Raw genomic sequence first — 13,252 nt, forward strand, 5'->3', positions numbered from 1 at the left:
CTTTGTCTAAATCCATTATACAAAGTAATTGCGGGTGCATCTCATTTTTACTGTTTGACCCGGTGGGTGGAATGGGCATCTTGCCCGTTACAATTTTCGGACGGATTATCCTAACACTGGCTACCTATAAAATCAGGGTTTGCCCGTCCCTAAAGCACCCTACGCAACTCTTTCCCGATTCCCGATTCCCGATTCCCGATTCCCGATTCCCTTGTTTACATCTCAAATAGAGCCATTCTCTTCAAAAGAACGCACCTTAATAACCTTAGCAGGAATTCCCACTACTGTAGCCCCAGCAGGTACATCCGATAAAACTACAGCATTAGCACCAATATTCGCTCCATTACCGATAGTAACCTTGCCAAAAATCTTGGCACCAGCACCAACATTGACACGTTTTCCTAAAATGGGGGCATCCAAAGGACGATCTAAATAACGATTACCTAAAGTGACCCCTTGACGGAGGATACTATCATCACCAATAGTGCAATCTCCATGAATCACAATCCCACTTTGATGCTCAATAATTACTCGGCGACCAAGCTTTACCGTGTAAGGTAATTCAATCCCATAGGTATTACGAACTTTCCGATATAATGCTCGGTATAGAATACTAAAGGGAGCCCGTAGTAACTTCGGTTGGATGTTCATTCTCCAGACTCCAAACCGCTGCACCGCCACAGCCCGAAATCCAGGCTTAGTCCAATCACAACCATGGGCTTTCCAATCTTCTTTAATTTGTTGCCAAAGTCCCAAATTATCGGTTTTTGGCTCGGTAGAGTTTGCCGTTAAATCTGTTGGCATCACCATAATCTTTTTTTAGAATGAAGAATTTAGAATGAAGAATGAAGAATGAAGAATTTAGAATGAAGAATTTAGAATGAAGAATGAAGAATTGGGAATTGTAAGCATTCAGCGGTCAGGGGTCAGCTGTCAGCTTCAAATAAAATTGAAAGTCTGGGCAGCTTTGTAGAACAGGCTTCGACGCTGTGGCAGACTCATAAGCTGATAGCTGATAGCTGATAACTGATAACTGAAAGCTGAAAGCTGATAGCTGAAAGCTGATAGCTGATAGCTGATAGCTGATAGCTGATAGCTGATAGCTGATAGCTGATAGCTAATAACTCATCACGAAATCTTCGGACTACTAAAAGCACCACCTTTACAAAACACACTATTGCGGAGAAAATCACTAAGTAAGTGGGGCGGCTCAAGATTGGGTTTACCTTGAACCACTCGGCGCAATTGCCACAATAAATAACTAGAAGCCCAGGTATGATCGGCTAGAGCAGCGTAAAACCAACCATAGTTTTTGAGGAAATACCGTCGCCGAGAATCAAAGACATACTGGGGTCGGCGTTTGGGTGGACGCTTGGTGTCGGTAACACCTGAACTTTGGCCAACTAAGTGGACTACGCGACTTTCAGGGACATACCAGCATTCCCAGCCAGCTCTCTGGGCTTGCAGGCAAAAGTCCATTTCTTCGTAATACATGAAATACGCTTCATCGATCAGGCCAACCTGCTCAAACACTTCCCGGCGAATAATCATACTTGCCCCAGCTACCCAATCCGTTGGACAGGGTTGGTCAGGAATCGGTGGCCAAACTACCCACTTCGATAATAATGTCGATACGATACCCAGACGCAAACCAGAATCTAGCTCACTGAGGACGGTATGAAACCGAAATGCTGAACACTGAGGGGTACTGTCAGGCTCTTCCAGGCGAGAGCCAGCAATACCCACCTGGGGATGGTCATTCATAAACTCCACCAGGGTTTTGATCGCTCTAGGACGAACAATGGTGTCTGGATTGAGCAACAACACATAATCCGGTGGCTGATTAGACGTCAGAGCTGGGCGGATTACAGCGTTATTGCCAAAGGCAAATCCACCATTGTGCTCTAGTGCCATCACCGATGCCCAACTACTCCAGTTTTCCTTTGCGATCGCATTTTTAATCGCAACAGCCGATCCATCCCCAGAGGCATTATCTGCCACTACCACCCAAGTATTCGATAAACCTGGGATTTCATCCGCTAGAGAGCGTAAGCAGTCTATAGTTAGACTAGGGGTTTTGTAGTTAACAATTACTATAAGTAAAGAATTTACGGTATTGTTTTTTATTTCATTAGACATAACTAAGTTTTGCTGTTTTTTTAGATTATAAAAATAATGATTATTTGTTAGTTATTTTGATATTTTTTTTATTCAAAAAATAGCGTTTTTAAAACCGTAAAAATGAACACGTTTTTTTACCCTATTCCCTATTCCCTATTCCCTATTCCCTATTCCCTATTCCCTATTCCCTACTCCCTACTCCCTACTCCCTAATTCCGTTGAACTTGTCTCCGTTGATTACGATTTTGATTACGATTTTGATTACGAGAACGCTGGGGTGCCAATGCAGGGGCTTTTTTCACCTTATTGGTTGTAGGTTCTTTGACCACCAATCCTGATAGTCCTCCACAAGCCAATACAAAGACTGGATTACCATGGGCATTGACCAGAAATTCCACCATGTACAAGGCTACAGCCACCGTCAGCACCGCCACTGGTGCCGCTTGCCGCTTTGGCCACAACTCCGCTGGACAACGGAACCAAAACATAGTCAACACCGGCATTAGTAAGGATATGGTCAGGCTGGCTAATCCAACGGTACCAGTTTCACCAAAGGCAATAATCCACAAACTATCTGGAATTGTAACTTGATCACCGTTGTCATTAAATATCAGACTTCTTCCCCATCCTCCCCAGCCAAACACGATCCGTTCCCGTGCTTTATCTACAAGTAACTCTTCATTATCAAATCTAAACTGTAAGGATTGGATACGCTCTTCAGGAACCACACTCGATACATTTGAGATAATCTGATCACTAACGTAGGTCTCAGTCTGTGAGTTAATGTATAAGTAAGAACAAATAACCCCAATTAGGATAAAGACTGGCAAAGCAGTACGAAATTGCTTGCCCACAAACAAGATCCCAACGCCTAAGAGTAGTAAGAAATAGGCACCAGTAGATTTGCACAATATAAATGTGAACAACACGGCACCTACCAGCCACTTCATGGGAATATTCCACAGTTGTTTGATCACCCCAGTGTGCCATAGCCAAATTCCCACTAAACTAGCTGCCATCATCCACAGACCCACTGGCAAACCGTGGATCATAAATACTGTCGGTCTCCATCCCCCGTAACGCATGGTTTGGCCAAAGTCAGGATGAGCATGGAAGCCGTAAAATATCCTATGGAGCTGCGGACTAAAGCGAATTTCGTACAAACATAGGGGAACATATACCAACCCGCCCATGAAAATGCCAATTGCCAAGTCACGCAATCCACTCAAGTTATTGAGATAGATTCGACCGAGAAAATAGGGTACTCCCCAGGTCAAAGTTTGCGTCAAAACAGTAGAGAAACCATCGTAAGCCCCCAACCCATTCGTAATAGATGAAGCTAATGGACATAGGCACCAAATCAGCATGGGCAAGTCTATCCAGCTGAGTTTAAAGGAGCTCAAACGCCCAACATCGTATATAAACGTAGCCAACAAAATACCGTAGCAAGTTGCCGACATCTTAGTATAGTCAGGTAGACCAGGCAAAGCATATTCTGCCACAGGTAGGAATAGCCATGCTACGATGAAACTCACAATAACTGCCCGCTGAGCTGGAATTCTCATGAAGAGATAAAGCACAACTGGAATCCAGCCTAACATGACGATGGGGACTAAAAAACTCATTGGCTTTTTTGGGCATGAACGTGAACAGAGTTGCTTGAGTAATTATCAGCTTTCAGGTATTAGCTATCAGCTTTCAGCTTTCAGCTTATGGGCTACGCCCACGCTACTTGAGGTGCCAAAGGCCAACGGCTGACCGCTGACCGCTGACCACTGACGGCTGACGGCTGACCGCTGACCGCTTACTCAATAATTAACTTCTTAATAAATGTTTTGACTTTGGTGACTGGAGATTTTTTAAGTTCTATTTTTTCTCCTGGTCGAGCCTTAAATAATGTCGAATGATCCCCACCCTTGGAAAGCTCTTCAGCTGGTCTGCCATTGCTGTAGTAGTAAAGTGCCAAGGATTTCCGAGTCCGTCCTTCTGGACAAGTTAATGGATCAGGATGTCCGTGATAGGAAAAATCTGTAGTATTAAATATGACACATCGGTTGAAGATGGGGAGAATTTTTTTCTCAGACTTTGTCATTTTTTCATCCCACATTTCAAAATAACCACCATAGTCTTCTTCCCAATCTTTGTTGAGATAGATCAGAAGATTTAAGCGGCGGTCAAGGCGCAATTTTGTATGGCGATTGAAATCAGCATGGATTTTTAAGTAACCACCTTTTTCGATCTGATGCAAGCCACCACCAACAAAATGAGGATCAGGGATGATTCCATCAATACCAGTTAATGTTTCTAAAAAATTAATGAACGTTGATGAATTGAGTTGATACAGAAAAAAACGGGTGTACTCTCCCATTTGTATTTCCGATTTTGAGGCCAGTTTTTTTTCTGGGGCAGCCTCAAACTTTTGCCAATCAATTGCATCCGCTTTAGGAAACTCATTCAGAATATTCTCTAGGATATCCTCTGGAAAGAAGTTATCCATGATAATGTGTGGAAATGGCTGAGCCTGGGCGTAGGCTTCACAATGCTCCTTCGCAAAGCTAGTTAACTTTTCCGGGTCTAGGCAATAGTTTAATTTTGAATCCATTTTATTCTCCAATTTTAGTCTATTAGTAAATTTATATGGCTAGTATTTTTGTTATTAGTAATTAATACAATTTATTTTTGTAGGAATTGTGATAAGTTTTATTCCCTGCTCCCTGCTCCCTGCTCCCTGCTCCCTGTTTTAAAAAAGTCCACTGATGGGATATCCAAACCCCAACATATATCGAGCCCAAATCACCCACATCAGTAATGTCAACAGTAGTGCAGTAGCCCAGAGGTCTTGCTTAATAAAGGAAAGCCCTTCACGACAGAGACCATAAGTTATTACTAGATAAGGGAGAATGTCATTGAAGGCAATCACGACTACTGCTCCGAGTGGTCCATTGCCAAACTTTTGCATCACATAAAATCCTAGGGGTATACCAATACAAACATTAAGACTCTTGACCAGTTGACTGTAAGCGTTATAGTTTGGCTTTCCAAGAGCCATCAGAGCTTGCTGAACGGTATCAATCAATAATGCAGGCCAGATGCCTAGAGTCAAGATTGGTAACATCCAAGCCGCCTCATAAAACCTCTCATCATATAAGATAAAAATCGCAATATCTCCAAAAGCAGTACTGACTGTCAACATCAATGCTGCAACCACTAGGATAAGTTGGCGATTGTACCAAATTTTGATCCGAAAGGTTTCCCGAGGCAAATCAGCAAGCTGAGAAAAAGTTGGCAAAAGAACCTTAGAACTAATTGCCGAAATTACCTGAGAAGGTAGGTATGCTAAATTAAAGGCAACACCATAAATCCCTAATAGTGTGAATGAAAACAATTTGCCTAGAATTAGTCGGTCGGCTTGGGTCGCGAGAAAGGTAAGCGCGGTTGAAATAAATATCCATTTTCCGAAGGAAAAAATGCTGTTAGCTGCCTCTTTCTCCCAGGTAAAGCGGTTTGATATTCCGGGAATTAACCAATGACTGAATATCATTTTGGCCAATGCTGTCACCACATTTCCAGCAGCAAGAGCCCAGATTGTCCGATTGAAAAAAGCCCAAACGAGCATCACGATCAGGCCGGACAATTGCACCACCAGCTCAAACATCATGATCTTGCCAAATGCCATGTGGCGGTTGAGGCTCCACACAGCAGTGGAGTTAAATCCCTCAATCAGTGGAATCACACCAATTACTGGCATCAGCCATAACAGCTGCGGGTTATTATAGAAATGGGCAACTGGCCAAGTAATTATCAGACAAGACACCCACAGCACAATTCCCCGCAAAACCTGAATAGTCCAGATAGTATTCAGAAAAACTGGGTCATCCCCACGTTTATTCTGGATGATGCTTGGACCAATGCCGACATCGGAGAATAATCGTAAGCCAATGATGAAAACGTTGGCTAGAGCCATTAAGCCGAAAAAGTCTGGTGCAAGCAGCCGGGTCAGAACAAGATTACTTGCCAGTCTCAGAAACTGACTTGTTCCATAACCAGCTACTGTCCAAATAGCCCCACGGAGGAGTTGTTTTTTAAGTGATGAGGACATGGTTAGATTTCCGAGTAGGTAGACGGGATGGGTGGGGTTGCAGACTTAAAGGCATCAGATAATTTGGTTAGTTTTAAAGATTGGCTCTACAGCTGATATCTGAGTATGTTGTGTAATGTAGGTTTTAGGTTTTAAGTTACCGCGATGTAGATACTACTTGTTGACCACCAGATGAATACTCCCGAACGTTCTTTTGCCAGAAACGGGCTGGCTCTTGAGATGAAAAATAACGACTGATATAGTTGTGAGCATTGCGTGAAATATTGTCACGAAGTTCTGCATGCTCTAGTTCCAAAAGACATCGTGCTGCAGCCTCAGGAGTCTCCGCAGCCATCGCAGTCTTACGGTGTTCCATGCAGAAATTTGCCCCACGGGCAGTCTTACCCACTACTACAATTCCTGCTGCCATGGATTCTTGGGGAGGAAGGGCACAACCCTCAACTTCTGCAGATGCCAGGAAGACTTGTGGTCGTCTAAACTGCTTTGCTAGTTCCTGAAAGGGAAGTCCATCTACACGCTCAAATCTCCAGTATGTACCACCTAGCTTTTGATACCATTCCTCAGTCTGGGTGATGAACTCAGGGCCTTTTCTGGGAAAGGCGAAGACCAAACCTGCTTCTCTTTCTGCTTGAGGAATAAATGGAAATGCCTCCTTATCAACGACATTGGGAACGATCTCAATGTCCTTGCCAGGATAAGCGGCTTCGCATACTTCCTTCATGAAGGGAGAGTCTGTCCAAAGAGCCACACGGCTATCTCGATAGTCAAAATCAGCTTTAACCAAAATTGGAACCTGGAGATAAGCGATCGCAGGTCCTTTGACATCATTAATAAATCGTGTGAGCCAATCAGGAATAATGCATACATCATCCGGACGACGATCTGCCCAACGGATAAAGGGTAAATTGTGAATCCCCCAAGTATTACCAAAGGTGTTACGACCAGTCATGGTGGCAATTACTGCATCAGCCCCAGATTCCCGAGCGGCCAAGCAGTGACGCATGATATTGAGGTCTCCGCCGTTTACTTCGGATTTATAAAGCCACCTACCCCAAACCCAACTCTGAATTGGCTTTAGCTTAGGACGGCTAATGAAACGGTATATTAGTTGCCAAGTAGTGCTTGTTGAAAAGTCTGGAAGCAAAAATACAAAACGCATCAGCTAACTGTTAAAAATAAAAAAAATTCTTGAAAATGCTCATTTGTTGCCCCGATTCACAATTTGATTCACAATTTAAATACGTGAGAGCTTAGCACTGCTTGGTGCTGCCTCAATAGGAACTTGCTTTGAATTTAGTTCAGGATTAGACAAAAATAGGCCTGACAATTTCTTAGCTTCTGTTGCGACATCATGCCGCCTAGCAACCCGCTCCGCCCCAGCTTTACCCATTTCCTCTAGGGTTTCCACCGGGGAGTTTAAGGCTTCAGCCATTGCTGCGGTTAAGGCTTCAACAGAGGCTGGTGGCACCAGCCAACCACAGCTGCCATCACTGACCAACTCAGGTATCCCAGCAACATAAGTAGTAATCACGGGACGACCCAGGGCTAAAGCTTCCATGAGCACCACTGGTAATCCTTCCGCAAAGCTGGGCAGTACCAGAGCTCGTGCTGCTAAAATTTGTTGCTGAACCTCAGTATTACTAGCCCAGCCAGTAATCTCAATGTGGTTTTGCAAACCCAACTGGGCAATAGTCCCTTCAATTTGCGTACGCAACGGTCCATCACCCACTAGTACCAACTTGAACTGCAAGCCCTGAGCTGCTAACTGATGCGCCGCTTCAATCAAGAGTAGATGTCCTTTTTGTTCACTGAGGCGACCAACGCAAACTAAGCGTGGCACCTCTGGTATGGGGGTGTGGGGTTTACTCAAAAACATCTCATCCACACCACAGTGAATCACATGGATTTTTGACCACTGATTGTGGCTGCACCATCGATAAAGCTGGCTTTTGCCAAAGGAGCTAACAGCGACCACAAAAGCAGCTCGGTTGATTTTTTCTCTTAAAGCTAAAAGTTGAGATTTATCAAATTCTTCTGGACCATGAACTGTGAAGCTGTAAGATGGTCCACCGAGAGCATGACATAACATCGCTACTGTAGTTGAGTTTGTTCCGAAGTGGGCGTGAACCCTTTCAATATCTGACTCGGAAAACCAACCCAGCAGAACGCAAGCCTCAGCTAAGTAGGCTAGATGATTCAAAACTCCTCGGTCTGAACCCCAGCCGATTTTGAGGGTCAGCCCTAAGGTCTTCAAAAGACGTATCGGTCTGGTTAAGGCAGTGCGTAATAGGCTAAAACACAAGCCCACGATGCCAACTCCTAAGACAAATCGAGTCTTCTGTAGCTCTAGTTGATCCGCTTGATCAACTAGTTGAGAGGCGCAGGAACGGATAGAAAAACGTTTGACTTGAATACCGCAAGCCTCAAGGCCTGCAATCTCTCGCCGGATGAAGCTGTGACTTACCTTAGGATATTGATTAACTAGATAGGCAATTGTCATCGTGAACTCGGGGCAACCGTATGTCTGTGTCTAGGAATTTTTCGTAGATTGACACCTTATCTAAGAGATGAAATAGATCGAGAAAAATCCTCAAATGTTTCAAGGGATGTAACCCCTTCGTTAACATCACTTGATTAGGCTCCATGTCCGTACCAATTTTGCTGTCTCCTTAGACTAAAGCAAATTTGGTGACAGTATGTTCCTAATTGTTCTTACTAAGTGTGAAGTCAGAATCCGGATTGCGATCGCATCAGAGATAGGTCATATCCTGTCCGGCAGAATTCGTTTTGGTGGCAGGTTGGCAGGTTGAAGGTTAGTTTTGGTTGAAGGTTGTTCGCTACGCGAACAACCCTTCAGCAACCGATATTCTAGGGTGAGACAGTCAGGGAAGATGGTTGAACACGATTAACTACTACCCCCAGACAGCTTAAGCCAAACCTGTCTATTTGATCGAGGACTTGCTTGAATTGAGATTTCTTAGTTCCTCTTAATCCCACCACCATCAAGATTCCATCTGTATTGGCAGCTAGGAAATTGGCGTCTGTATAGTTCAGTAGATTAGGAGTGTCATAGATAACCAAGTCAAATTTTTCCTGAAAATGCCCCATAATCTTTTCCATGCGAGTAGACGCCAGATCTTGAGCATAATCTTCTAAGGATTGCCCAGAAGTCAACACAAAAAGATTATCTGAGAAAGGCGATCGCTCCATCACAACCTCTTGGTCGTTTGATAGCAACTCGCTCAGTCCTGGCAAATTCTGTAAATTCAAATTAGAGTGAAGTTGAGGTGAATGGAGATTAGCATCTACTAATAGAACTCGCTGACCTTTGGAGGCTGCCATGTGTGCTAGGTTTAAGGCTACACTAGACTTACCATCCCCAGCCATAGCCGAACAAATCGCGATTGATCGCAGGGGTGGATTACAAAACCTAAAATGCATGTTAGTGTAGAGAGAGTCGAATGCTTTTTTAAATCGATGATCCTCAGATTTATTGTCATCATCGTTGCTAAACTCTACACTATAGTTATTGAATATTTCAGGATTTTTACTAAATGGTATTTCTCCTAAAACCGGTAAATTATGGCTTTCTTCAATATCTTTAATTTCATAGAATATATTCCGATACTTATCATAAAGTAGAACTGTACCCATCCCTAAGCTTAAACCGCCCATAAGTCCTAGAAATATCAACTTATTCTGACTAGATTCTGCGATCGGTTTACCGGTCGGATCGCGCAAAAGCTGAGGTTGAGAAACTATCTCCCAAGGCACTTCCCGTTGAGCTTTCTCCACCTGCAAGGTCTCTTTTTGAGTTTCCAGTTGGTTGAGAGTTTGAGTAGCAATTTGTAACTGCCGCTGTAGATCATTATACTTACGAACAAAAATCGGGAATTCTTGGACTTCGCGATCAACAGTGTTTTTGGTTTGTATCAGAGCCTGATTACGAACCTGTAGTACCTCAATTTGGTTGGTGGTATCAACCAATTGTTGAATCAGTTGTAAACGAATTGGATTTTGAAGGGTTCGCACTCGGGGGTTAATCGGTTGACCTCCTAAGTTCTGACCCAGAATCCGTTGTAATTCCCGATTGAGAAGATTTTGTAGATTTTGCCGTTGCTCTAGTAGAGTTTGAATATTAGGGCTATCTGGCTGAAAGCGGGCGGATTCTATCGCAATTTGACTTTCTATTTCTTTAAGATCCGCCAGTAACTTCTGATAGTTAGGATCTTCACTTAAGGCAGAAGAAGCTAAAGCTTCAGTTGGCGATAGCTTTAATTGTCTTTGTAAGCTGTTTTTTAAGTTTATTAGCTCTTGTAGTTGCCTGGTTGTATCTCTTTTTTGATCGCCAATTTGACGAACTTTATCTGACAATTGTTCCCCATCAAATTGAGGCTCAATTAGCTGATACTGCTGTTGCAGGTTTTGTAGCTTTCCTTGGAGACTATTAACTCGATCCTGTAATTTAGGGAGTTGATCATTAATAAATATAACTCCTTGACCAATGCGGGTTTTCCGGTCTTCTAAACTATACTTTTCATATTCTTCAGCTGTTGTTTCTAAGACCAATTCTACTAGTTTTTCATCTGTTCCAGTATAAGTAACTGATAGGATTTTAGTATCTTCCCCTTGACTTTCTTCTTCGAGACGTTCAACTTTTAAAGAATACTGAAGTACCCCAAGGGTAAAATCTGGATACTGGAATTTAATTTTATTGACTATTTTAGATAAGATTTCAGGACTGGTTAGGATTTTAATCTGAGTTGCATAGTCCAGTTCAAAATTTCCCGCACCAGGTATTGTTCCCTGACCCCGAGTAAGGGTCATTGGTTCAGTCGATATTGCTGCAGCAGATGTGACTGGTTCGACTAACAGCTGAAAATTACCTGAATATATAGAGGGAGATTTGCTACTCAACAATGTAGCAGCAACAGTCACTAAACCTGCAATCCCTGAAACCACCATGGCTTGGCGTCGGGCAATCCTCAAAAGCGGACCGAGATTTAATCCTTTTTGAGGAGTATTTAACTCATCTTGCTCGTTTAATGTTAGTTGTTGCAATTGTCTGCCCCTTTTACTAGTTGATAAGGTTTCAGCCCCCTGTTGTATATCCAAGAGGATGCTAATTTCTGCAGGGAGACACTAATAATTACCAACTCTCAGGGCAATAATCCGGATTGTCCAGGTGTATAACCCTTTTCACATCGATGCTATAGTTTATCGATGTAGAATGAAAATTTATCAATATTACGAAGTGCTCTAAACTCCTTTTGTTTGGGTTATTTATAGTCTTTTTTTATTGATATTTTTGTCATGTAAACAGTAATTTATATTAATAACTATAAATCAAGTTTATACCAATTATGTAAATTACGGCTACCGATAAATTCACTATTACTATATCATGAGTGATATAGATTGGTATTTTTAATTTAAATACTTGGTATTATCCTCAGGTTTAATTATATTTAATTATATAATGTTGATAGTATTTGTGGGTAAACTATCAAATAGTGATATCCAAAGTCGGTAAGCCCAAGGATAATTCCGTGGGCTAAATTATGATATTAAAAATTCAATTAACCCTGATAATCAAACAATTATTTAAGAATTCTATACCTAGGCTAAAGAATAGACCAGAGAATGATCTCCCCTAGTAGAATCCGTTGATTAGGATGATGGGGTATCGACTGCATCCCGTTCTGTGCGAATCCACTTGGTCTGAGGTTCCACCAGAAAAGCCAGATAGAGGGGAATTTTCCACAGAATGTAAACCGGGACAGCTAAGAGCATCAGGATCGGAAAGTCTGCTCGGCAAAACTTAGCCCAACCTTCAACAATCGCAATTAACAGCAGCACTCCTTCGATTAGTAAGACAATAGTACTTATCCATGATCCTCCTAAGGCTACCCCTAGTAAAGATCCCCCTGTAGCAGCCACCCAAATTAGAACCAATAGGGACAATGGTGGCACACATAAGTCTAATGCGATCGCTAATAGGTCGAAACGTCTTTGACGAATAGACTCTTTGAGCAACTTAGGAACTTGGTTGAGCAAAGTCTCGATATGACCATGCTCCCAGCGTGACCTTTGACTCTTTGCTGAAGCGTCTTTCATCAGACGACCTGTGACTCTTGCTTGTTGGCAATATATTGGGGAATGTCCAGTGATCGCTAAATCCAAAGCCAACTGCATATCATCAACTGTTTTACTGCCAGCCAAAGAGATTTTGTTAATCACTGACCAGGGGAACGCCATTCCTGAACCGGTTAACAAACAAGGTAAGCCCAGTCGATGTAACCCACTCGGACGGACTGTATTTTTGAATTTCACCGCCAGGGTAGAGATCAAATCCTTTACTACCGGTTTGTCTGGTTGTGTCATTAAGTAAGTTGACTGAACCGGTCGTTGTGTAGCGATCGCAAGGCGGGAAATCCGTGAAATTGTTCCTTCAGCAACCATACAGTCTGCATCAACCACCACCACGACATCCGGTGGATTAGGCTCAATAAACCCCATACCGAAGTCTAAGGCATATCCCTTACCTCTACGCTCATGATCCTGTCGTTCAATTACAATAGCGCCAGATTTCCGAGCCACTGCTGCCGTGTCATCAGTGCAATTATCAGCAATGACTATTAGTTGGTCTTGCTCTGTAAGCTGAGGTAGTAATGTTTCCAGGGTGGCACTGATATCAGAGGCTTCATTGTGAGCTGGAACTAAAACAGCCACCGTTGGTCGGGGTTTGCTAGCATCCGACCATGGCTCAGAGCGATTAGGCAAAATTGCTGCACTACATTCAATAAAAAGAACTGTAATTGGAACGATAAGGGCAAATGCTATTACCAAGAATGGAATATCAATCAATGAGATTAATGGCTGATTAGCTAACACAATTGAACATCCTTAAAGCTTAAACTAAGTGATTTTTTTTTAGGGAACAGGCAATAGGGAATAGGGAATAGGGAATAGGGAATAGGGAATAGGGAACAGGCAATAGGCAATAGGCAATAGGCAATAGGCAATAGGCAA

General features: G+C 42.8%; 10 protein-coding genes. 1 reads left to right on the top strand and 9 read right to left on the bottom strand.

All coding sequences use genetic code 11. From position 1 onward, the window contains the following. Positions 1-2: 2 nt before the first annotated feature. A complete protein-coding gene (locus tag AC4II3_RS15655; protein WP_488016612.1) occupies positions 3-230 on the top strand; it encodes a hypothetical protein in 228 nt (75 codons plus the stop codon). Here AC4II3_RS15655 and AC4II3_RS15660 read toward each other — a convergent pair. From AC4II3_RS15660 to AC4II3_RS15700, 9 genes are all read right to left on the bottom strand, one after another. Next, a complete protein-coding gene (locus tag AC4II3_RS15660) occupies positions 223-810 on the bottom strand; it encodes a serine O-acetyltransferase (RefSeq protein ID WP_488016610.1) in 588 nt (195 codons plus the stop codon). The two genes, AC4II3_RS15655 and AC4II3_RS15660, sit on opposite strands and share 8 nt — an antisense overlap. Positions 811-1,128: 318 nt before the next feature. Then, positions 1,129-2,139 (bottom strand): glycosyltransferase family 2 protein, encoded by a 1,011-nt coding sequence (locus AC4II3_RS15665; protein WP_488016608.1) that lies wholly within the window; start codon positions 2,137-2,139, stop codon positions 1,129-1,131. 191 nt (positions 2,140-2,330) lie between these two features. After that, entirely contained in the window at positions 2,331-3,746 is a 1,416-nt protein-coding gene (locus AC4II3_RS15670) for an O-antigen ligase domain-containing protein (RefSeq protein WP_488014153.1), read from the bottom strand. A gap of 179 nt (positions 3,747-3,925) precedes the next feature. Next, positions 3,926-4,723 (bottom strand): 2OG-Fe(II) oxygenase, encoded by a 798-nt coding sequence (locus AC4II3_RS15675; protein WP_488014151.1) that lies wholly within the window; start codon positions 4,721-4,723, stop codon positions 3,926-3,928. Positions 4,724-4,861: 138 nt separating this feature from the next. Next, positions 4,862-6,220, bottom strand: coding sequence for an oligosaccharide flippase family protein (locus AC4II3_RS15680; protein ID WP_488029478.1), 1,359 nt, complete (start codon positions 6,218-6,220; stop codon positions 4,862-4,864). Between the two features lie 136 nt (positions 6,221-6,356). Then, positions 6,357-7,379: a glycosyltransferase family protein gene (locus AC4II3_RS15685; protein WP_488014147.1), complete on the bottom strand. Its 1,023-nt coding sequence runs from the start codon at positions 7,377-7,379 to the stop codon at positions 6,357-6,359. 75 nt (positions 7,380-7,454) lie between these two features. Next, complete coding sequence (locus tag AC4II3_RS15690) at positions 7,455-8,720, bottom strand: glycosyltransferase family 4 protein (RefSeq protein WP_488014145.1); 1,266 nt, start codon at positions 8,718-8,720, stop codon at positions 7,455-7,457. A gap of 368 nt (positions 8,721-9,088) precedes the next feature. Next, on the bottom strand, positions 9,089-11,281 hold the full coding sequence (locus tag AC4II3_RS15695; protein ID WP_488014143.1) for a GumC family protein: 2,193 nt from the start codon (positions 11,279-11,281) through the stop codon (positions 9,089-9,091). Between the two features lie 609 nt (positions 11,282-11,890). Beyond that, positions 11,891-13,114 (bottom strand): glycosyltransferase family 2 protein, encoded by a 1,224-nt coding sequence (locus AC4II3_RS15700; RefSeq protein WP_488014141.1) that lies wholly within the window; start codon positions 13,112-13,114, stop codon positions 11,891-11,893. Positions 13,115-13,252 lie beyond the last annotated feature (138 nt).

This window comes from Moorena sp., assembly GCF_982860115.1.

Bases quoted from the DNA above. Each gene is read 5' to 3' on its own strand.
- AC4II3_RS15670 (WP_488014153.1), bottom strand. From the start codon at position 3,746: ATGAGTTTTTTAGTCCCCATCGTCATGTTAGGCTGGATTCCAGTTGTG.
- AC4II3_RS15685 (WP_488014147.1), bottom strand. From the start codon at position 7,379: ATGCGTTTTGTATTTTTGCTTCCAGACTTTTCAACAAGCACTACTTGG.
- AC4II3_RS15690 (WP_488014145.1), bottom strand. From the start codon at position 8,720: ATGACAATTGCCTATCTAGTTAATCAATATCCTAAGGTAAGTCACAGC.
- AC4II3_RS15675 (WP_488014151.1), bottom strand. From the start codon at position 4,723: ATGGATTCAAAATTAAACTATTGCCTAGACCCGGAAAAGTTAACTAGC.
- AC4II3_RS15680 (WP_488029478.1), bottom strand. From the start codon at position 6,220: ATGTCCTCATCACTTAAAAAACAACTCCTCCGTGGGGCTATTTGGACA.
- AC4II3_RS15660 (WP_488016610.1), bottom strand. From the start codon at position 810: ATGGTGATGCCAACAGATTTAACGGCAAACTCTACCGAGCCAAAAACC.
- AC4II3_RS15665 (WP_488016608.1), bottom strand. From the start codon at position 2,139: ATGTCTAATGAAATAAAAAACAATACCGTAAATTCTTTACTTATAGTA.